General features: G+C 72.6%; 17 protein-coding genes. 12 read left to right on the top strand and 5 right to left on the bottom strand.

Features of this window, described 5'->3' with window-relative positions:
* Both IZR02_RS14555 and IZR02_RS14550 read right to left on the bottom strand, forming a co-directional pair.
* Nucleotides 1-1,959, bottom strand: a complete 1,959-nt coding sequence (locus tag IZR02_RS14555) for a DUF2264 domain-containing protein (protein WP_029990041.1) — start codon at nucleotides 1,957-1,959, stop codon at nucleotides 1-3.
* Nucleotides 1,956-2,969, bottom strand: coding sequence for a hydroxyacid dehydrogenase (locus tag IZR02_RS14550; RefSeq protein ID WP_025105452.1), 1,014 nt, complete (start codon nucleotides 2,967-2,969; stop codon nucleotides 1,956-1,958). The genes IZR02_RS14555 and IZR02_RS14550 overlap by 4 nt, the downstream gene beginning before the upstream one ends.
* A 136-nt stretch (nucleotides 2,970-3,105) precedes the next feature.
* Here IZR02_RS14550 and IZR02_RS14545 point away from each other — a divergent pair, with 136 nt between their 5' ends.
* From IZR02_RS14545 to IZR02_RS14495, 11 genes are all read left to right on the top strand, one after another.
* A complete protein-coding gene (locus tag IZR02_RS14545) occupies nucleotides 3,106-4,941 on the top strand; it encodes a heparinase II/III family protein (protein WP_025105453.1) in 1,836 nt (611 codons plus the stop codon).
* Complete coding sequence (locus IZR02_RS14540; RefSeq protein WP_025105454.1) at nucleotides 4,938-6,038, top strand: substrate-binding domain-containing protein; 1,101 nt, start codon at nucleotides 4,938-4,940, stop codon at nucleotides 6,036-6,038. The genes IZR02_RS14545 and IZR02_RS14540 overlap by 4 nt, the downstream gene beginning before the upstream one ends.
* A gap of 102 nt (nucleotides 6,039-6,140) precedes the next feature.
* Nucleotides 6,141-7,310 carry a Gfo/Idh/MocA family protein gene (locus IZR02_RS14535; protein ID WP_025105455.1) on the top strand — a complete coding sequence of 390 codons (1,170 nt, stop codon included), beginning with the start codon at nucleotides 6,141-6,143 and terminating at the stop codon, nucleotides 7,308-7,310.
* Complete coding sequence (locus IZR02_RS14530) at nucleotides 7,307-8,527, top strand: DUF993 family protein (RefSeq protein ID WP_025105456.1); 1,221 nt, start codon at nucleotides 7,307-7,309, stop codon at nucleotides 8,525-8,527. Before IZR02_RS14535 ends, IZR02_RS14530 begins: the two co-directional genes overlap by 4 nt.
* Nucleotides 8,524-9,441, top strand: a complete 918-nt coding sequence (locus tag IZR02_RS14525) for a sugar phosphate isomerase/epimerase family protein (RefSeq protein ID WP_025105457.1) — start codon at nucleotides 8,524-8,526, stop codon at nucleotides 9,439-9,441. The genes IZR02_RS14530 and IZR02_RS14525 overlap by 4 nt, the downstream gene beginning before the upstream one ends.
* A 515-nt stretch (nucleotides 9,442-9,956) precedes the next feature.
* Complete coding sequence (locus tag IZR02_RS14520; RefSeq protein ID WP_029990046.1) at nucleotides 9,957-10,721, top strand: sugar phosphate isomerase/epimerase family protein; 765 nt, start codon at nucleotides 9,957-9,959, stop codon at nucleotides 10,719-10,721.
* A 43-nt stretch (nucleotides 10,722-10,764) separates the two neighbouring features.
* A complete protein-coding gene (locus tag IZR02_RS14515; protein ID WP_081811653.1) occupies nucleotides 10,765-11,832 on the top strand; it encodes a LacI family DNA-binding transcriptional regulator in 1,068 nt (355 codons plus the stop codon).
* A complete protein-coding gene (locus IZR02_RS14510; RefSeq protein ID WP_025105460.1) occupies nucleotides 11,829-12,932 on the top strand; it encodes a glycerate kinase in 1,104 nt (367 codons plus the stop codon). The genes IZR02_RS14515 and IZR02_RS14510 overlap by 4 nt, the downstream gene beginning before the upstream one ends.
* Before the next feature lie 141 nt (nucleotides 12,933-13,073).
* Nucleotides 13,074-13,925, top strand: a complete 852-nt coding sequence (locus IZR02_RS14505) for an ABC transporter permease (RefSeq protein WP_025105461.1) — start codon at nucleotides 13,074-13,076, stop codon at nucleotides 13,923-13,925.
* Between the two features lie 30 nt (nucleotides 13,926-13,955).
* Complete coding sequence (locus IZR02_RS14500) at nucleotides 13,956-14,990, top strand: ABC transporter substrate-binding protein (RefSeq protein WP_025105462.1); 1,035 nt, start codon at nucleotides 13,956-13,958, stop codon at nucleotides 14,988-14,990.
* Nucleotides 14,991-15,001: 11 nt separating this feature from the next.
* Nucleotides 15,002-15,820, top strand: coding sequence for an ABC transporter ATP-binding protein (locus tag IZR02_RS14495; protein ID WP_025105463.1), 819 nt, complete (start codon nucleotides 15,002-15,004; stop codon nucleotides 15,818-15,820).
* Nucleotides 15,821-16,615: 795 nt separating this feature from the next.
* On the opposite strand, the gene pgm is transcribed toward IZR02_RS14495, so the two are convergent.
* A complete protein-coding gene (gene pgm, locus IZR02_RS14490; RefSeq protein ID WP_025105464.1) occupies nucleotides 16,616-18,259 on the bottom strand; it encodes a phosphoglucomutase (alpha-D-glucose-1,6-bisphosphate-dependent) in 1,644 nt (547 codons plus the stop codon).
* A 78-nt stretch (nucleotides 18,260-18,337) separates the two neighbouring features.
* Here pgm and pheA point away from each other — a divergent pair, with 78 nt between their 5' ends.
* Nucleotides 18,338-19,288, top strand: coding sequence for a prephenate dehydratase (gene pheA / locus IZR02_RS14485; RefSeq protein ID WP_029990079.1), 951 nt, complete (start codon nucleotides 18,338-18,340; stop codon nucleotides 19,286-19,288).
* A 262-nt stretch (nucleotides 19,289-19,550) separates the two neighbouring features.
* Here the strand turns inward: pheA and IZR02_RS14480 are convergent, their stop codons facing one another.
* Nucleotides 19,551-19,757: a hypothetical protein gene (locus IZR02_RS14480; protein WP_025105466.1), complete on the bottom strand. Its 207-nt coding sequence runs from the start codon at nucleotides 19,755-19,757 to the stop codon at nucleotides 19,551-19,553.
* Between the two features lie 100 nt (nucleotides 19,758-19,857).
* A complete protein-coding gene (locus IZR02_RS14475) occupies nucleotides 19,858-20,793 on the bottom strand; it encodes a hypothetical protein (RefSeq protein WP_157544387.1) in 936 nt (311 codons plus the stop codon).
* Nucleotides 20,794-21,031: the final 238 nt, after the last annotated feature.

Genomic DNA, 21,031 nt, shown 5'->3' with positions numbered 1-21,031 from the left:
TCATCCGCGGGGCAGCTGCTCGTCCGGACGAAAGGTCGTCGCGGCGCCGTCCGGCCACGACACCGTCGCCTCCCCTCCCTGCAGATCGAGTTCCGGTGGAACGGCGGAGCCCCCGAGCAGCACGCCCACCGCGATCCAGGTGTCGGGTCGCACCGGCGCGGAGAGCCACGGGGTGACGGTCTCCGGGCCGAGCGGGGTCACGTCCCGCTCCCGCCGGACCCCCGCGGTCGCGTCGTCGAGGCCGTGGAGGCCGACCACCCGACTCTGCGTCTCCCCGCCGGGGGTGAGGGCGGCGGTGACGGCGGCGGGGCCGGTCCCGACCACGGTGGCGGCGGACAGGGCCCATCCGCCGATGCGGAGGACGTCGCCGTCGTGGATCGCTCCGTCCGGCCCTGCGCCCGCCCGGACCCGCACGAGCCGCACCTCCCACGGTCCGCGCACCACCGACACCACATCGACCACCGGGCCGACCGTGGTCTCGACGGCCATGCCGCCTCCGCCGACGTCGAATTCCATGCGGACGCCGTCGTGCCAGTGCACGGGGCCGCAGGAGCCGCCGAGCGCCGTGCCGTCCGTCTCCCTCAGCATTCCCGTCAGGAAGCCCGAGCGGTGGCTCGCTCGGCCCCCGCGCACCACGGCGACCGTGCCGTCGAGCGGGTCGCGTGCCGCCGGGCCGGCGAGAACGGGGGCGGTCGCGGTGCTGTACCCGAGCTTCGCGTACAGGGGAGCATCGGGCTGGAACGCACCGGGGGTGCGGTGGTCGGTGCCGTGGTTGACCACGCGCACGATGCCGTCCGCGGTGCCCGTCGCCAGCCACCCCGGGGCGAGGAGGACGCGGGTGAATGGGCCCCGATCGATCGGCAGGGGCTGTTCGACGGCGGTCCAGAACGGATGCGCGGCGGGGAGGGCGAGCGGCAGGAGACCCTTCGCCGCCCAGTACGGGGAGCCGGGGCCGGAGTAGTCCTGGGTGAGCGGGCGCCAGGCGCCGTACCAGCCGAGGGGCAGCACTCCGGTCGCATCCGGCGCACCGCGGGCGGTGAAGTGCCGGACCTGACCGCTCACCGCCCGGCGCAGGAGGCCGGGGTCGTGCCGCGAGGTGCCGGAGAACGCCGCGACCCCGGCCGCGGCGGCCGTCGCGAAGCGGTAGGTGAGGCTGCGTCCCTGGATGAGCGGTCCGCCGTCGGCGCCGACGAGGTGCAGCGCGTCGTCGAGGAACGCGTCGAGCCGGCGGCGGTACCGGGCGACTCGGTCCGTGTGCCGCGGCTCCGCGCCGACCATGTCCGCCCAGAGCAGCGGATAGAAGGACAGCGCCCAGCCGGCGTAGTGGTCGAACGACCGGGCGGCGCCGTCGGCGCTCCAACCGTCCTCGCGTTCGAAGCCGTCGAGGAGCGCGAGGTCGGTCGCGCGATCCGCGGCGGAGTACGGCCCACCGACGCTCTCCAGGAACTGCTCGACGAGCGCCCGGAACCACGCCCAGTTGTTCGGCGGGTAGCTGCCGCCGACGAACGTCGCGAGGTAGTCCACGGTGTGGGTCCGCGCCGTGTCGTCGAGGCGCGCCCACACCGTGTCACGCGTGAAGTGCAGGCCCAGCGCGAGCGCCGCGGCCTCGACCTTCGCCTGGTCGACCTCATCGGGGCGCGGCCACCGTTCGGCACCATCGGGGTCGACGCCCGCAGCGAGGCCTCGGGCGTAGCGGTCGGCCAGCGCCTCCGTGCCGAGCGGGTCGCCGGCGATGCGGAACGCGGCCAACAGGAACGTGCGGCTGAATCCCTCGAGCGCATCGACCGCGGCGCCGAAGCCGCCAGGAGCGCCGGGGTAGCGGATGCCCGCGCCCGCCGGGCTCGCGTGACGGGCCGCCCCGTCGAGGATGGCATCGGCGACCGTCGTCAGGTGTGCGCGCGTCCATCCCGTGTGCGGGGAGAGCGCGCGGTCCTCCGGAGGCAGCGCGAGGAGTGTCATGCGCTGTGCGCGAGGTCGGCGCGGTGCACGGGGTGTCGAGGCGGACGGCCGGCCACCCACGCTTCCAGCTCGTCGAGGGCGGCGTCGGCCAGACGGTGTGCTTCGGTGCCGAGGGAGCCGGCGAGGTGCGGGGTGACCGCGACGTTCGGCAGGTGCAGCAGCGGGTGGTCGGGCGGAAGCGGCTCCGGGTCGGTGACGTCGAGGATCGCATCGAGGCGACCGGAGGCGCACTCCACGCGCAGGGCGTCGTGGTCGAGGAGGGCTCCGCGGGCGGTGTTGAGCACGGTGGCGCCGTCACGCAGGGCGGCGAGCTGCGCGCGGCCGATCATCCCCCGCGTCGCGGGCAGGGCCGGTGCGTGCAGGGAGAGCAGATCGACGGCGGGGAGCAGGGCGTCGAGCGGGACGAGCCGGGCGCCGGCCGCGGCCACCTCCTCGGGGTCCGCGTACGGGTCGGCCACGAGCACCTGCAGCCCGGGGAAGGGTCGCAGCAGGTCGACGACGCGGCGCCCGATGCGGGAGAACCCGACGATGCCGACCGTGCGGTCGAGGTTGCCGATGCGGCCCCCGGCGCGGGGGCCGACGCGCAGGTCGTGCTGTGCGTCGGCGGTACGGAGCGGGAGGAGGGCGCGCTTGCCGGAGAGCAGGATCATCGCGAGCGTGTACTCCGCGACGGGGGCCGCGTTGGCCTCGGCGGCCGAGGTGAGCAGGATGTCGCGCTCCCAGAACGCGTCGGACACGAGGCCGCGCACGCTCCCTGCCGCATGGAACACCGCGCGCAGCCGGGGGAGCCGATCGAGCAGGGGCGCGTCCAGGACCGGAGCGCCCCAGCCCGTCACCAGCACCTCCACGGCGGCGAGGCGGTCGTCCAGCGACGGGGCGTCGAGAGCGGGGGCGTGCAGCGGACCGCCGGGCGCGGCGAGGGTCTGCAGGCGGGCGCGCCGCGCGTCGTCGAACACGAGGTCCGACGCCTCCGTCGAGAGGGCGGCGAGGACGACTGGTCGAGGGGTCATGGGTCTCCGGGTATCTCGGGTATGCGCTTGCCGAAGCGCGCGGTTCCAGTGAAGACTGTGCGTTCGAGCGCAGGCAACGCGATCGAACCGAAACCCTGCTGATCGAACACACTCGAACAACGAAGGCGAGAACCGGATGCTGATCCCCCGCGGCACCCTGAGCGATCTGTGGCGCGAGCACGGCGCCGTCGATCGGCCCGTCGTGCCGCCGAGCACCGACCGGGAGGCATGGACGTCCGTGGCACCCGAGCTCCGCGCGACCATCCTGGCGGCGGCGGACGGCGAGCGCGGCACCGCGTGGGCGCAGCCGCTCCTCTCGCAGTGGGCCGCTTACGCCCGCACCGGTGACCGCGCCGGCTGGGAGGGGGCGGTCTTCCGCCGCGACCTCCGGCTCCGCCGCGCCGTCCTGGCCGCTGCCGTCGACCCGGTGGCCGAGCGGCTGGACGAGGTCGCGGACGGCCTGTGGCTCCTGGCCGAGCAGTCGACCTGGTGCTGGCCTGCTCACGACGACGCGTTCGCCCGCGGGCGCCGTGTGCCCGACATCGAGCGCCCCGTCGTCGACCTCGGCGCGGGGGAGGCGGCGGCGCTGGCGGGGTGGGCGGTGCTGGTGCTCGGCGAGGCTCTCGACGCGCACGCGCCCGGTCTGGTCGCACGGGTACGGGACGAGACGGTCCGGCGGGTGCTGCGCCCGTTCGTCGACCGCCGCGAGTGGGCATGGGAGGGGTCGGAGGAACGCGTGCACAACTGGGCGCCGTGGATCCATGGCAACCTGCTGCCGGCAGCGCTCGCCTTCGCGGACGAGCGGCTGCGTGCGCGGGTGCTCGCCCTCAGCATCGACGGCCTCGATCGCTATCTCGCCCAGCTTCCCGCCGACGGCGGCATCGACGAGGGCTTCGCCTACTGGTGGCAGGGAGCGGGGCGGGCGTTCGATGCGCTCGGCCTCCTCGACGCGCTCACCGCCGGTGCGGTGGCCGCCGCGATCCAGCACGGACGCCTCGCCGGGCTGCGCGAGCTCGCCCTCTTCCCGGAGCGCGTGCAGCTCGGGGAGGGGTGGGTGGCGAGCTTCTCGGATGCAGAGGCGCGCACGGGGGAGGCCCTCCCGTGGTCCGTGCTCCACCGGGCCGCCGTCCTGTGCGGTCTGGAGGCGACGGCCGCGTTCGCCGCGCGGCACCGCCGTCCGGGGCGCGTCATCGGAGACGAGGCCGATGTCGTCGCCGGCCTCGGTCGGACGCTGGCCGAGCTGTTCGACGCCGACTGGCATGCGGCGTGTCCGGGGCCTGCGCCCCTGCCCGGACGCGTCGAGTTCACCTCCCTCGGCGTGGGTCTGCGCCGCGAGCGGAGCGGCGATCCGCGGGGGCTCGCGGTCGTCGTCAAGGGCGGTCGCAACGACGAGAACCACAACCACAACGACCTCGGCGCGATCGCGATCGCGGTCGACGGCGTCCCGGTCGTGATCGACGTCGGTCGGGCGACGTACACCGCGGCGACCTTCTCGGATGCCCGTTACCGCCTGTGGCACGTCACCAGCGGCTGGCACTCCACGCCGCTAGTCCGCGGGCGCGAGCAACAGCCCGGCGGCGCCTGGCGGGCCGCGGTGCAGGCGCGGAGCGACGGCTGGACCCTCGACCTCGGTGCGGCGTTCTCCGGCGGCGACCCGTGGCTGCGGACGGTGCTGCTGCGCGGCGGCGCGGTGACCGTGCGTGACGAGAGTCCGGCCCTCGCCGACCCGGCCACCCGCCTCGTGCTCGTGTGCGCGGGGACGCCCGAGGTGCACGGTGCCGGCGTCCTCCTCCCGGGTCCGGATGGGAAGCGGGGACTGCGCATCGCCCACGATCCGGCGGACGTCGTCGTCGAGAGCAGGGCCGTGGACGATGCGCTCCTCGAGCGTTCGTGGGGGCCGGTGGTCACGCGCGTCCTCTTCGCACCGCTCGACCGTCCAGAGCGCTGGGAGCTGCAGGGGAGGGCGGCATGAGCGAGGAGCGCCCGACCCCGCGTTTCGGCCTCTCCCGCCGGGAACGGATCCTGGACGAGCTGCGCCGCACGGGGGCGGTGCGCGTGGCCGATCTCGCCCGCGACTTCGGGGTGGCGGAGCTCACCATCCGCCGCGACATCACGATGCTGGCGGACCGCGGGCTGCTGACCAGGGTGCACGGCGGAGCGGTGCTGCGGAGCGCGCTGGACACGACCGTCGCGCGGGCCGCCCTCCCCGGGCCGCAGTTCCGCATCGGGATGGTGGTGCCGTCGCTGAGCTACTACTGGCCGCAGGTCGTCGTCGGCGCCCGGAGTGCCGGGGCGGAGGCGGGGGTGCAGCTCGTGCTCCGCGGGGCCAGCTACGCCGCGCAGGACCAACGCCGCCAGATCGCGGCGCTCCTGGAGTCCGGGACGGTGCACGGGCTGATCGTGGCCCCCGAAACGCAGGGTGCCGACGGACACGCGCTGCTCTCCTGGCTGGACACGCTCCCGGTGCCGGTCGTGCTCGTGGAGCGCCGGACCCCGCCCGCTCTCGCCCTCACCCGTATGCAGACCGTGGCGACCGACCACGCGTTCGGGGGCGCGCTCGCCGCCGGGCACCTCGCCGCACTCGGACACCGGCGGGTCGGGATCCTCACCTCTCCGCAGTCACCGACCTCCGCCGGGCTGCGGCAGGGCTGGTCGCGGGCCGTCGCCGAGCTCGGGCTCACGGTGTCGGTGGACCGCGACACGGCCCTGGACCGGATGGAGGGATCGGCGCAGGCGGAGGTGGTCTCGGCGCTGCTCGCCGAGATCCGTGAGACGGGGGCGACGGCGCTGCTCGTGCACTCCGACCCGCAGGCGCTCCTGCTCCAGCAGCATCTGCAGGACGCGGGCTGGCGGCTGCCCGACGACCTCTCGCTCATCGCCTACGACGATGAGGTCGCCGAGCACGGGTCTCCGCCGCTCACCGCGCTGCGGCCGCCCAAGCAGCATGTCGGGCGCCGTGCGGTCGAGCTCATCCGCGACCGCCTGCGCGAGGGCCCGAACCGGCCCGCGGAGCGCGTGGAGGTGGCTCCGGCGCTGCACGTGCGCGCCAGCACGGCCCCTCCGCGCTAGGGGCGGTTGCGAGGTCGTGCGTCTCATGCCATGATCTCGGAAAGCGCTTACCAAGATTCTCCTGTCAGCGCCGACAGCTTCCACCGAGAGGAACGGACCGAGATGGCACAGGCCCCCACCCGCGAGATCGGGATCATCATGAACGGCGTCTCCGGGCGCATGGGATACCGGCAGCACCTGGTGCGGTCGATCCTCGCGATCCGCGACGAGGGCGGGATCGAGCGCCCGGACGGCACGCGCGTGACCGTGCGGCCGATCCTCGTCGGACGCAGCGAGGCCAAACTCGCCGAACTGGCAGCGAAGCACGGCATCGAGGACTGGACGACCGACCTCGACGCCGCCCTCGCCGACCCGCGGTGGGAGATCTACGCCGACTTCCTCGTCACGAAGGCCCGGGCGTCCGCGATCCGCAAGGCCATCGCCGCCGGCAAGGCGATCTACACCGAGAAGCCCACCGCCGAGTCGCTGGACGAGGCCCTGGAGCTCGCCCGCCTTGCCCGCGACGCGGGCGTGAAGACCGGCGTCGTCCACGACAAGCTCTACCTCCCGGGGCTGCAGAAGCTCAAGCGCCTCATCGACTCCGGCTTCTTCGGCCGCATCCTCTCCGTCCGCGGTGAGTTCGGCTACTGGGTGTTCGAGGGCGACTGGCAGCCCGCGCAGCGTCCGAGTTGGAACTACCGCACCGAGGACGGCGGCGGCATCATCACCGACATGTTCCCGCACTGGAACTACGTGCTGGAGAACCTCTTCGGCGAGGTCAAGAGCGTCTACGCCCAGGCCGCCGTGCACATCGCCGACCGCTGGGACGAGAAGGGCGAGCACTACACGGCCACGGCCGAGGATGCCGCCTACGGCATCTTCGAACTCGACGGCGGGGCGATCGCCGAGATCAACTCCTCGTGGACCGTGCGGGTGAACCGTGACGAGCTCGTGGAGTTCCAGGTCGACGGCACGCACGGCTCCGCCGTCGTGGGGCTGTTCGGCGCCAAGATCCAGCCGCGCAACGCCACGCCCAAGCCCGTGTGGAACCCCGACCTGGAGGACAGCCACGACTACGACGCCGACTGGCAGCAGGTGCCGACGAACGACGTGTTCCAGAACGGCTTCCGGCAGCAGTGGGAGGAGTACCTCACCTCTTTCGTCCTCGGCACGGACTATCCGTTCGACCTGCTCGCCGGCGCGCGCGGGGTCCAGTTCGCCGAGGCCGGACTCGCGTCCAGTGCCGAGGGGCGCAAGATCATGCTCGAGCCGCTGACCCTGGACCGGGCATGACCACGCTCCGCCTGCTCGCCGCCGACGGCCGCACCGCCGACACGGAGCTCCGGGAGGCCGACGCCGTCACGCGGCCGCAGGGCCCGCTCCGCAGCCGGGTGGCCTACGCCGCCGCGCACGTCGTTCCGAAGGCGTACGCGGACAACACCCCGGGGCAGCCGGCCGACATCGACTGGGACGCGACGCTCGCGTTCCGCCGCAACGTGTACTCGTGGGGACTCGGCGTGGCCGACGCGATGGACACCGCGCAGCGGAACATGGGGCTGGATGCGACGGCGGTGCGCGAGCTCATCGCCCGCAGTGCGGAGGTCGCCCGCGAGGAGGGCGGCTCAGTCGTGGTCGGGGTCAACACCGACCACATCGAGGAGGCGCGTGTCCCGCTCGATCAGGTGATCGCCGCCTATCTCGAGCAGCTGCACTTCGCCGAGGAGCAGGGGGCGGGGCCGGTGCTCATGGCCTCGCGGCACCTGGCCAGGGTCGCGGAGAGCGCGGACGACTACCGCCGCGTGTACCGGGAGGTGCTCTCCCGCGCATCGGTCCCCGTCGTGCTGCACTGGCTCGGCACCGCGTTCGATCCGGAGCTGGCGGGGTACTTCGCGCCCTCGTCCTCCGGGGGGAGCGGCGGTCCCGCGTGGCAGGAGGCCGCCGAGGTGCTGCTCGACATCATCGTCGAGAACCGCGCCGCGGTCGCCGGCGTGAAGATGAGTCTGCTCGACGCGGAGTCCGAGGTCTGGGTCCGCGAGCGGCTGCCGGAGGGCGTGCGCATGTTCACCGGCGACGACTTCCACTACGTCGGCCTCATCGGCGGGGACAGCCTGACCGGGGCTGCCGCGCCCGAGGGGTCCGCGTCACGCGGCCACTCGGATGCGCTGCTCGGCGCGTTCGCCGCTCTCGCCCCGGTGGCCTCCGCCGCGATCCAGGCGCTCGACGCGGACGACCCCGAGCGGTACCTCGCCCTCCTCGGACCGACCGAGGAGCTGAGTCGACAGGTGTTCGCGGCGCCGACCTTCTATTACAAGACCGGGGTCGCCTTCCTGTCCTGGCTCAACGGTCATCAGCCGGCGTTCCAGATGGTCGGGGGGCTCCACTCCGCGCGGAGCCTGCCGCACCTCAGCCGCATCGTCGAGCTGGCCAACGGGGCGCTCGCCCTGGAGCGGCCGGAGCTCGCGCGGGAGCGCTGGCACGGCCTGCTCCGGCTGAACGGGGTGGACGCATGACCGCCTCGCGGAGCCTGGCGGCGGAGCGCGAATCCCGGGCGGCTGGCGTCGGGACCGTGCCGCACCCGCGGCTCTCGATCAACCAGGCCACCGTGAAGCACGCGGATCTCGCGACGGCCCTGCGTGTCACGGCGGCGGCGGGGGTCGAGGCCATCGGCCTGTGGCGGGAGCCCGTGCAGGCGGTGGGACTCCATGTCGCCGCCCGCATGCTGACCGACTCCGGCCTGCGCTTCACGACGCACTGCCGCGGGGGCTTCTTCACGCTGCCCGCCGGTCCGGAGCGCGAAGCCGCGCTCGACGACAACCGCCGGGCGATCGAGGAGGCGGCCACCCTCGCGGCGGCCGGTGCGGAGGGCTCGACCGCGGTGCTCGTCCTCGTCGCCGGGGGTCTGCCCGAGGGGTCGCGCGACCTCATCGGGGCGCGCGAGCGTGTCCGCGACGCCATCGGCGCCCTCGCGGACGACGCTCGAGCCGCCGGGGTCACCCTCGCGATCGAGCCGCTGCATCCGATGTACGCCTCGGACCGCGCGGTGGTCTCCACCCTCGGGCAGGCGCTCGACATCGCCGCGGACTTCGACCCTGCCGTGGTCGGAGCCGCCGTCGACACGTTCCACATCTGGTGGGATCCTCAGGTGCTCGACCAGATCGCCAGGGCCGGACGCGAGGGCCGCATCGCCACGTATCAGGTGTGCGACTGGAAGACCCCCCTCGCCGCAGACCCCCTCCTCTCTCGGCACTATCCGGGGGACGGTGTGATCGACTTCGCACCCCTCACCCGGGCCGTGCAGGACACCGGTTACGACCGCGACATCGAGGTGGAGATCTTCCACGCCGACGTCTGGGCCGACGACCCGGCTCGTGTGGTCCGCCGCACGGCCGAGGCCTTCGCGACGGCGGTCGCCCCCCACCTGTGAGTCCCGGCCCCGTCCCCGTCCCCCGGTCCCGGATCGGTTCCGGACACGGTCCCGGTCCGGTCCGGTCCGGTCGTGGTTCCGGATGCACGACCCCGCCACGGATGCACGACCCGTTCCGGGGTGTCGATCGTCCCGTCGTGCTCAGGTCGCATCCGTCCCGGTCTCGGTCGTCGTGCGTCGGATCGACCGGGGACATCTGCACGACTCGGGTCCGTCTGCAGGGTCAGACCTGGGTTCCGGTCGTGCAGACGGGACGAGGTCGTGCAGGTGGGACTCGACGAGGGAGTCCGTCCCCGTCCCCGTCCCTGTCCCGGTCCCGGTCCCGATCCCGGTCTCGGTCGTCGTATGTCGGATCGACCGGGGGACACTGGCACGACTCGGGTCCGTCTGCAGGGTCAGACACGGGTTTCCGTCGTGCAGGCGGGGCGAGGTCGTGCACGTGGGACTCGACACGGGGGACGGAAGGGGCCGGGACGTCCGACCCAGGAGAACGGGAGGACTGAGAGGATGACGGAATGACGGGGATCCGTGCGGGGCTGTGCTCGGTGACGTTCCGTGCCCTGCCACCGGAGAGGATCGTCGCGCTCGCGGCCGCCGCGGGTCTCGACGTGATCGAGTGGGGCGGAGACGTGCATGTGCCGCCGGGGGATGTCGACCGCGCGGCGGAGGTCGCGCGGATGACCACGGATGCCGGGCTCGCCGTCGCGTCCTACGGGTCGTACTTCCGCGCCGGTCCGGAGGAGTCGCTCACCGCGGTCCTCGACAGTGCTGCGGCCCTGGGTGCTGATCGGGTACGGGTGTGGGCCGGTGAACACGGCTCGGCGGAGGTCTCCGCGCCCGAGCGTGCCCGCGTCGTGACCCGGCTCCGCGCGGCGGCGGTCGAGGCGGCCTCCCGGGGCATCGGGCTCGCCCTGGAGTTCCACGGCGGCACGCTCGCCGACACCGCGCCGGCCACCCTCGAGCTGCTGCACGAGGTCGACCACCCGATGCTGTCGACCTACTGGCAGCCCACGGTCGGCGCCCCCGTCCCCGTGGCGCTCGAGGAGTTCCGCCGGCTCGTCCCCCGTGTCTCCGCCGCTCATGTCTTCTCCTGGTGGCCGCGCACCGAGCGCCACCCGCTCCGCTCGCGGTCCGCACTGTGGACCCGGTTCTTCGCGGACGCCGCCGCCTCCGCGCACCCGCCGCGCGACGCGCTGCTGGAGTTCGTGCCCGACGACGCCCCTGAGCTGCTCGCCGGGGAAGCCGCCGCCCTCCTCGGGTTTCTCGGGCGGCAGCCGTGAGCGCCCCTCGAAGCGGTTCCGTTCCCGTCGGTAGGCTCGGAGCATGACCCCGTCCGCCACACCGGCAGAGCCGCCGGCCGCGCGTCGCCCCCGTCACGCCCGGGGACCGGCACCCACGCTGCACGACGTCGCACTCGAGGCCGGAGTGTCCCTGGCGACCGCCTCCCGCGTGCTCAACGGTTCCGAACGCAAGGTCGCGGCGCCCTTCCGGGAGCGGGTGGAGGCCGCCGCCGAAGCCCTCGGCTACACGGCCAACGTCTCCGCGCAGGCGACCGCCCGCGGACGCTCACCGGTGATCGCGCTCCTCGTCGCGGACATCGCCGACCCCTACTTCGGCCTCATCGCCTCGGGCGTCGCCCGGGGTGCCGACGAGCAGGGGCTCGTCGTGACCGTGGCGATCACCGAGCGCGACCCGGCGCGGGAGGCGCGCATCGTCCGGGCGCTGCGCGGACAGCGTCCGCAGGGCCTCATCCTCGCCGCCTCGCGGACGCAGGAGGAGGGGCAGGCCGAGACCGCTCGCGAGCTCGCCGAGTTCACCCGGCTCGGCGGCCGCGTCGTCGCGTTCGGCGCGGACGGCGACGGCGACCGCCGGGTGGAGATCGACAACCGGGCCGGGGCCGCCGCGCTCGGCCGTCGCATGGCAGAACTCGGATACCGCTCGGCGGTACTCGTCGGGGCGGCGGAGGGCGTGCGCACCTCGGACGACCGGCTGGCGGGATTCCGGGCCGGATTCGCGGAGGGCGGCGGAGAGGTCGCGCAGACCGTCCGCGGTGACTTCCGTCGGGAGTCCGGGGCGGCGGCGATGACCGAGGCCCTCGCCACCGGTGTCCCCGCGGGCACCGTCGTGTTCGGCATCAGCGACGTCGTCGCGATCGGCGCGATGGCGGCCATCCGCGCAGCAGGCCGTGAGGTCGGCACGGACATCGCGGTCTGCGGCTTCGACGACGTGCCCTCGAGTCGCGACGTCACCCCGGCCCTCACCACGGTCTGCGTGCCGCTGAGCGATGCCGGGTACCAGGCCTTCCGCGCAATCGTCGACGAGGACTGGCAGCAGCCGACGCTCCCCCTCGAGGTGGTCGTACGCGCGAGCACCCCGGGGCTCCGGGCATGACCCGGGTCGTCATCGCGCCGGACAGCTTCAAGGGCACGATCACGGCGGCGGAGGCCGCTGCGGCGCTCGCCGACGGCTGGCGGGAGGTCGAGCCGGCTGCGGACATCGTGCTCCGTCCGATGGCCGACGGCGGGGAGGGGACCGTCGCCGCCTTCGCCACGGCGGTGCCCGACGCGCGACGGATGCCCATCACGGTCGACGGTCCGGCGGGCGCTCCCGTCGAGACGTCGTGGCTGCTCCTGCCGAGCACGACCGACGCCCCGGGCGGCACCGGCGTCGTCGACATCGCCTCGACCTCGGGCATCGAGCTCCTCGACGGTCTGCGCCCCGGGGACGCCGACACGACCGGCTTCGGCCAGGCGATCGCCGCGGCCCTCGATCACGGCGTCTCGCGCCTGATCCTCGGCATCGGCTCCAGCGCCTCCACCGACGGGGGCACGGGCCTGCTCACCGCCCTCGGGGCACGCTTCCTCGACGCGGACGGCGAACCGGTGGCGCGGGGCGCGCGCGGACTGGCGGACATCGTCACGGCGGAGCTCGGGGCCCTGCGTGGGGCGCCGGATGTCCGCGTGCTGACCGATGTCACGAATCCGCTCACCGGCCCGCGTGGCGCGGCAGCGGTGTTCGGCCCGCAGAAGGGCCTCACGGCGCCGGAGGACATCGCCCGTGTCGACGACGCGCTCGCCCATCTCGCCGTCCTCCTGTCCGTCGATCCGGAGCTGCCGGGCACGGGGGCCGCCGGCGGGACGGGCGCCGCTCTCGTGCGCTGGGGCGGGGTCCTCACTCCGGGGGCGGCCGAGGTGGCCGCGCTCATCGATCTGGCCGGAGCCGTCCGTGGTGCCGACGTCGTGATCACCGGCGAGGGATCCTACGACGGACAGTCGGGCGACGGGAAGGTGCCGTCGTTCCTCGCCGCGCTCGCGGCGGAGGCGGGGGCGCGACCGCTGCTCGCCGCAGGACGGATCTCGGAGGATGCGGACACGAGCCTGTTCGCGGAGGCGGTGTCGTTGACCGCGCTGGCGGGGTCGACGACCGCCGCCCTGACCGATCCCGCACGCTGGCTCCGGGTCGCGGGCGCGGCTCTCGCGCGGACGCGGTGACCGGCCCGGACGCCCCGCCCGTGGGGGCGACGACGGCGGGGACACGGCCATGCGTTGACACGGCAGAACCGTCGGCATAGACTCGCAACACCGAACGGGAATGCGCTTTCCCGAATCCTTCACGAAGATGTCGAGGACCCCATGTCGTCTGCCCCCTCCGCGACCATGACCCTGGCGCTGGCCGCCGATCGTCCCGAGCCTCCGGGCATCGTCCGCTGGTGGAGCCGCCACTGGCACCCGCTCGTCTTCGTGCTCGCGGTGCTCGCGCTCTGGTGGGTCTCCACGAGCCTCGGGTGGGTGCCGGCCTTCATCATCCCGTCGCCTGCCGACACCTGGGCCGCCTTCACCGACAACGCCGCCTACCTCGCGCAGAACACCTGGGTCACCACCTACGAGACCGTGATCGGGTTCGTCATCGCGGTCGTCGTCGGCGTCCTCGTCGCGGTGCTCATGGTCTACTCGCGAGGCCTGGAGCAGACGCTCTATCCCGTCATCCTCTTCGCTCAGGTCATCCCGAAGATCGCCATCGCCCCGCTGTTCGTCGTCTGGCTCGGGTTCGGAGCGGAGCCGAAGATCCTCGTGGCCGTGCTCATGGCGTTCTTCCCTGTCGTCATCTCGGGCCTCGCGGGTCTGCGCACCGTCGACCCGGAGATCCTCCAGCTCGCGTCGACCATGGGAGCCAGCCGCTTCAAGACCTTCCTCAAGGTGCGGCTCCCCGCGGCGCTGCCCGAGCTCCTCTCCGGCCTCAAGGTCGCCGCGACGCTCGCGGTCACCGGTGCCGTCGTCGGCGAGTTCGTCGGCGCGAACGAGGGCCTCGGCTACGTGATCCTCCAGGCCAACGGCAACCTCGACACCGCCATGCTCTTCGCCGCGCTCATCATCATGTCGCTGCTCGGCGTCATCCTCTTCGGCATCATCCAGATCGCCGAGCGCTTCCTCATCCCGTGGCACGCCTCCAAGCGCGACGTCGCCGCGGCCACCGTCCGACTCTGACCCCCCTCGCCCCCACGAAAGAAGGCACTGATGAAGAAGTCAGGCACCATCCTCAGCTCGATCGCCCTCGCGTCCGCCGCGGTGCTCGCCCTCTCCGGCTGCGGAGGGTCGACGGCCCCGGCGAGCTCCGGCGACGGTGACGGCGGCGAGCTCACGCCGGTCACCCTCATGCTCAACTGGTACCCGTACGGCGAGCACGCCGCGTTCTACTACGGCGTCGACCAGGGCATCTTCGAGGAGCACGGCATCGACCTCACGATCAAGGCCGGCCAGGGCTCGACGAAGACCGCGCAGGCCGTCGGGCAGGGGCAGGTCGACTTCGGCTGGGCGGACACCCCGGCCGTCCTCGCGAACATCGACAAGGGCGTCGGCATCAAGAGCGTCGGCGTCTTCCTGCAGACCACGCCGTCGGCCGTGCAGGTCTTCGCCGACTCCGGCATCTCCAGCCCGGAAGACCTCAAGGGCAAGACCATCGCGGTCTCCGCGGGCGACGCCCCGACCACGACCTTCCCGATGTACCTCGAGGCCGTGGGCCTGGAGGAGGGCGATGTGACGCAGCAGAACCTCGACGCCGCGGGCAAGATCGCCGCCATGCTCTCGGGCAAGGTCGACGGCCTCATCGGCTTCGCGCACGACCAGGGCCCGACCATCGCCGACAAGAGCGGCAAGGACGTCGAGTACCTGCGCTACTCCGACGCCGGCCTGAACTTCTTCAGCAACGGCCTCATCGCGCCCACCGACACCATCGAGAACGACCCGGAGCTCGTCGAGGCGCTGGTCGCGGCGACCTCCGAGGCCTTCGAGGCCGCGCAGGAGGACCCCGAGGCGGCGGTGGCCGCGATGGAGGGCAAGGACCCGCAGATGCCGTCGCAGGAGGTGCTGCTGCACCAGTGGGAGGAGACCATCGAGCTGCTCCACACGGACGCCACCGAGGGCCAGGCTCCCGGCGCGAACGCCACCGAGGACTGGGAGTCCACGCTGGAGGTGCTGTCCGAGGCCGGGCTCATCTCGGGCGACGGCGACGTGGAGACCTACTTCGACGACGCCTTCACCCCCGGGAAGTGAGACCGATCGTCATGGATACCCACGTTCAGCAGGAACGCGGACCCGCGGCCACGAGCACCGCTCCGGCGCTCGAGGTCTCGGATCTCGCGATCACCTTCGCCTCCAAGCGGCGCCAGGTCACGGCCCTCGAGGGCGTCGACCTGCGCGTCGAGGAGGGGGAGTTCCTCTCCATCGCCGGACCTTCGGGCTGCGGCAAGTCGACGCTCCTGAAGGCCGTGGCGGGACTCACCGCTCCGAGCCGCGGCAGCATCCGCCTGCGCGGCGACGAGGTCCGCGGTCCGCGGCAGGATATCGGCTACGTGTTCCAGCGGGCGGCGCTTCTGGAATGGCGCAGCGTCCGCGGCAACATCCTCCTGCAGGCCGAGATGCGCGGGATGGACATGCGCAAGGCCCAGGCCCGTGCCGACGAGCTCATCGAGATGACCGGTCTCACCGGCTTCGAGAAGTCACTGCCGCACGAGCTCTCCGGTGGCATGCAGCAGCGGGTGTCGCTGTGCCGCGCCCTGCTGCACGAGCCGCGGGTGCTGCTCATGGACGAGCCGTTCGGCGCCCTCGACGCCCTCACGCGCGAGCGTATGAACGTCGAGCTCAACCGGATCTGGAGCGCCACCGGCACGACCGTGCTGCTCGTGACCCACTCGGTCGCGGAGGCCGTCTACCTCGCCAGTCGCGTCATCGTGATGGGGCCGCGCCCCGGGCGGATCCTGGAGGAGCACCGCGTCGACCTCCCGGCCCGCCGCGGCTACGCCGATGTTCTGGAGAGGGAGGAGTTCCACCGCGTCTCCAGCCGCGTCCGCGAGCTCCTCGGCTCCTCCACCGACGCCGACTGACCCCCCGGTCCGCCCCCGTCCCGCCCCCGTCCTCCGCCCCCGCCCCCGCCCGCATGCGGGATCAAAACGGCCCCTCCCCAGCGTCCCCCGGGCCCGTTTTCGATCCCGCAGCAGGGGCGGTCGGCGGAGCGGGATCGAAAAGGCCCGTCCGGGACCCCCGACGAGTCCGTTATCGATCCCGCAAGAGGAGGGGCGGACGGATCGGCGCCGACGGACCGACCCCGCTACAACAGGAGGGCCTCATCGCCCGAGCGTGCACGGAAGCCGACGGTCCGGCGTGGGATGAAGAATGCTCCTGCGAAACGCTGATGAGGATCGTTCTTGACCCCGCACCGGGTGGTGCACCGTACGACCGTCCCATTGTCAGGAGGTCCCGGGAGCGGAACCGTCGCCCGGGTGCGGCTGGATCGATCACGTCCCTCCCCGAGGCCTGCCGCGCCCGCTTTCGATCCCGCCCGGGCTCTGCGCGTCGGCTCCCGCCGCGCCCCGGCTAGCGGGATCAGGAAAGTCCCTCTCCAGTCCGTGCCAGGCCCGTTTCCGATCCCGCCACCGGCTTTGCGCCTCGGCTCCCGCCCGGCCCGGGGGTGACGGGATCAACAACGTCCCTCCCCGAGGCGTGGCGGGCCCGTTTCCGATCCCGCCGCGGGCTCGTCCGCCCGGCCTCGGGTGGACTTGATCACCAGGGTCCCTCGCCGGCGCCAAGCCGGGCGGGATCGAAAACTCCCCCCGGCGGTGGCCGAGGGGAGCGGTTTCGATCCCGGAGCACGCGCGGACGCGGCGCCGGGGGAGGGAGGATCAGTCGCCGAGGGCGGCGGAAACCACGGCGCGGGCCTCGGCCTGCACCTCCGCGAGGTGCTCGGGACCGCGCAGGCTCTCGGCGTAGAGCTTGTAGACGTCTTCGGTTCCGGACGGGCGCGCGGCGAACCATGCGTGCGGAGTCTGCACCTTGAGGCCGCCGATCGCCGCACCGTTGCCGGGGGCGTGGGAGAGCTTCGCGATGATGTCCTCGCCGGCGAGGGTGGTCGCGGTCACCGACTCCGGGGCGAGCTTGCCGAGCGTCGCCTTCTGCTCAGGGGTCGCGGGGGCGTCGACGCGCTGGTAGGCGGAAGCGCCGAAGGCGTCCTCCAGCTCCGCGTAGCGCTGGGACGGAGTCTTGCCGGTCACCGCAAGGATCTCGGCCGCGAGCAGGCAGAGGAGGATGCCGTCCTTGTCGGTCGACCACACGGAGCCGTCGTGGCGCAGGAACGAGGCGCCTGCCGACTCCTCGCCGCCGAACGCCACCGAGCCGTCGAGCAGTCCGGGCACGAACCACTTGAAGCCCACCGGAACCTCCAGCAGACGCCGCCCGAGCGACTCGGCCACGCGATCGATGATCATCGACGACACGAGCGTCTTTCCGACGGCGGCCTCGCGCGGCCAGTGCTCCCGGTGGGAGAAGAGGTAGTCGATGGCGACGGCGAGGAAGTGGTTCGGGTTCATGAGCCCGGCGTCAGGGGTGACGATGCCGTGCCGGTCCGCGTCGGCGTCGTTCCCGGTGAGGATGTCGTAGTCGCCCTTCTTCGCCACGAGCGACGCCATGGCCGACGGAGACGACGGGTCCATCCGGATCTTCTCGTCCCAGTCGAGGGTCATGAAGCGCCACGTGGGGTCGACCTCGGGATTGACGACCGTGAGGTCGATGTCGTGCATCTCGGCGATCAGCGACCAGTACTCCACCGACGCGCCGCCCAGCGGGTCCGCCCCGATGCGCACGCCGGCGCGGCGGATCGCCTCGATGTCGATGATCGACGGGAGGTCGCGCACATAGGCGTCGCGGAAGTCGTACCCGGTGATCGCGTCCCAGTCCACGTCGGCGAAGCGCTCGCGACGGACCTCGGTCAGGCCGCCGGCGATGAGCTGATTGGCGCGGTCGGCGATCCAGCCGGTCGCATCGGTGTCGGCGGGACCGCCGTGGGGCGGGTTGTACTTGAAGCCGCCGTCGCGCGGCGGGTTGTGCGAGGGGGTCACGACGATGCCGTCCGCGCGGCCCGGGTCATCGGCGGCGCGGTCGCGGTTGTACGTGAGGATCGCGTGGCTCAGCGCGGGGGTCGGCACCCACGAGTCCCGGGCGTCGACGCGCACGTCCACGCCGTTCGCGAGCAGGACCTCGATGGCGCTGCGCTCCGCCGGGAGGGACAGCGCGTGGGTGTCGCGCCCCAGGAAGAGCGGACCGGTGATGCCCTGCGCGGCGCGATAGTCGACGATGGCCTGCGTCGTCGCGAGGATGTGGTTCTCGTTGAAGCTCTTCGTGAGCGACGAGCCGCGGTGCCCGCTGGTGCCGAACACGACCCGCTCGCTCGCGACATCCGGATTCGGCACGCGGTCGTAGTAGGCGGCGATCAGCTCGTCGACGTCGATCAGGTCACTTTCCTCCGCGGGGAGGCCGGCACGGCTGCTCATGCTCTCAGTCTGCCCCGTGCAGCCGATACGCGCATCCGCCTTGACACGCGGGAACCCCATGAGTCACCGAGGGATAGGCTGAACGCCGTGACTGCACGCCGCACCTACAGCTATCTCGGACCAGCCGGAACCTTCACGGAGGCAGCGCTCGACCAGGTGGCCGAGGCCAGGGGACAGGACTGGCGACCGGTGCACAACGTGGGCGAGGCGCTCGCGGACGTCCTCGAAGGGCGGAGCGACGCGGCCATGATCGCGATCGAGAACTCCATCGAGGGCGGGGTCTCGACCACGCAGGACGCGCTGGCGACTCTGCCGGGGCTCCGGATCATCGGCGAGTACCTCGTGCGGGTGAACTTCGTCCTCGTCGCGCCGCGCGGCACCACTCTCGACCAGGTCGAGGTCATCGCCGCGCACCCCGTCGCCTACGCGCAGTGTCACGGCTGGCTCGGCGAACACCTCCCGACCCACTCGCATGTGCCGGCGGCGAGCAACGTGGCCTCGGCCATCGGCGTCCTCGACGGCACCTCGCCCGCGCAGGCCGCGATCGCCGCTCCCGGCATCGTGCAGCACTATGACGTGGATGTGCTCGCCGAGGGCATCGGCGACAACGCGGCGGCCGTGACCCGGTTCGTCCTCGTCACCCGCACCACGCGTTCGCCCGCGCCGACCGGTGCCGACAAGACCTCGCTGATCGTCGAGCTCCCGCATGACCACCCTGGTTCTCTCCTCGAGATGCTGGAGCAGTTCTCGACGCGCGGCATCAACCTCTCCCTCATCGAGTCCCGGCCCATCGGCGACGAGCTCGGCCGGTACCGGTTCGTGATCGACGCGGACGGTCACATCGAGCACGAGCGGATGGCCGACGCCCTGCTCGGGATCCGCCGCTTCAGCCCCCGTGTGGTGTTCCTCGGGTCGTACCCGCGTGCTGACCGGCAGATCGTGCAGTATCCCGACCGCTACTCCGACGAGATCTTCATCGAGGCCCGCGACTGGCTCCGCGGCATCCTCTCCGGCGAACCCGAGTCCTGACCCGGCCCGCCCGCGCGTGCATCCTGCGTTCGGGATCGATAACGCACGTTCCCGTACCGGCCCGCGCCCGATTTCGATCCGGCATGCCGCGCCCCCGGTTGGCGGGATCGATAACACACGTTCGCCGAACGATCTGCGCCCGTTTTCCAACCGGCGCACCCCGCCGCCGAGATCCCCCACAGCCGCAGGTATCGCGGGATCAGAATCGCACCTCGTACCGGCTCGGGAGGTGCTGTTTCGATCCCGCACGACGAGGAGCGGGTCAGTGTTCCTGGAACCGCGGCCAGGCGCTGCCCGGCAGCATACGGGCGTGCAGCGCGCCCTTCGCGGAGGCGAGGCTGGGATAGGTCCCGGCCGCCGCGTCCGCTCCCGCCATGGTCACCACATAGCCGTTCTCATCGTGGCGGATGCTCCCCACCACCCCGTTCGTCCCGTACGCGACCCAGAGTGCGAGTGTCTTGGTGCTCATCGTCGAACCCCTCTCTCTGCCGCCGAGGCTACGCCTCCCTGACATCCGGAGCCAGCCCCCTCATCGCGGAGAGGACCGAAAGCCCAGCCATGAGCACGTCTCATCCAGGGATGCCGTGGCGAACCGTGAGTGCGCGACGCACACGGGCGGCGAGGGCAGCGCCACCGTCGCGCAGATCGAGCTCGGTCACGCGGATCACGAGCCATCCGTGGTCCTCGAGGTCGCGCTGACGCCGGATGTCGATCCGCCATTGATCACGGTCCGTCCGATGGCCGTCGCCTTCGTACTCGATGGCGATGCGGCATTCGGGGTAGGCGAGGTCGACCCGGGCGAGGAAGCGTCCGTCCACGGAGACGATGTGCTGGATCGCGGGCTCCGGGAGGGCGAAGCTCGTGAGGAGCAGCCGGGTCTCGGTCTCCTTCGGCGACTCGACGCCCGGTCGTGCGAATGCCAGCCCATCGCGTATGCGACCGCACCCGGGAAACCGCCCCCATCGCGTCAGCTGTCGATCGATGCTCTCGATGGTCGCGACCGGCCGGCCCATCCGCAGCCCCGGATAGACGTCGGACGATGTGACCAGCGCATCGAGCGCCACGACGACCGGCGTGAACACGAACTCCCGCGCGCAGAGGAACAGTGCGCTGACCGGATCGACCGTCGGAACTCCGTGGATGTGCCATGTGTCCGCCCGTCCCGGGGCGATGCGGCGCCCTCGGACACCGACCGTCCTTGGCGGTGAGGTCCCGGTGTGCACGGCGACGTCGAGGGGCTCATCGGGCGACCATCGGACGGGCGCGGGAAGCCCCCACAGCCGGAGGGCCGTGCGTCCGGCGAATGCCTGGCCTTCACGGAGGCGTGGAAGGTACGCGGCGACTCGATCGTCGAACGTGGCGGGTTCGTTCGCCGACCGCACTCCGGCGAACGGCCGCGCGAGGTCTCGGCTGGAGTATCTCTTCCGCCCGACCCCGATGGCCGCTGCGTCACGGACGGCGAAATGAGGGCCGAGGTCAGGCGGGAGAGGGATCCGGTGTCGCATGCGTCCATGCTGTCCGTGCAGGGTCGGCGTCCGGACGGTCGATCATCCTCCGCCCGGCTCCTGTGGACAATTCGAATCAACCTGCGATTGTGGCGGAGGTCTCTTCCTCGCGCCGGATCAGAAGTGTCCCTCCAGCGACCGCTGAAGGCACGTTTCCCGTCCCGCATGCCGAGACAGCGAGAGGCTCCCGGACGGAGCGAAAGAGCGCGTTGCGGGACCTGCCGGGGCCCCGATTCCC

The sequence above is a fragment of the Microbacterium paraoxydans genome (genome assembly GCF_019056515.1).
Taxonomy (GTDB): domain Bacteria; phylum Actinomycetota; class Actinomycetes; order Actinomycetales; family Microbacteriaceae; genus Microbacterium.
Note: the sequence above shows the minus strand (reverse complement) of the source record. Positions and strands in the feature narration are given on the sequence as shown.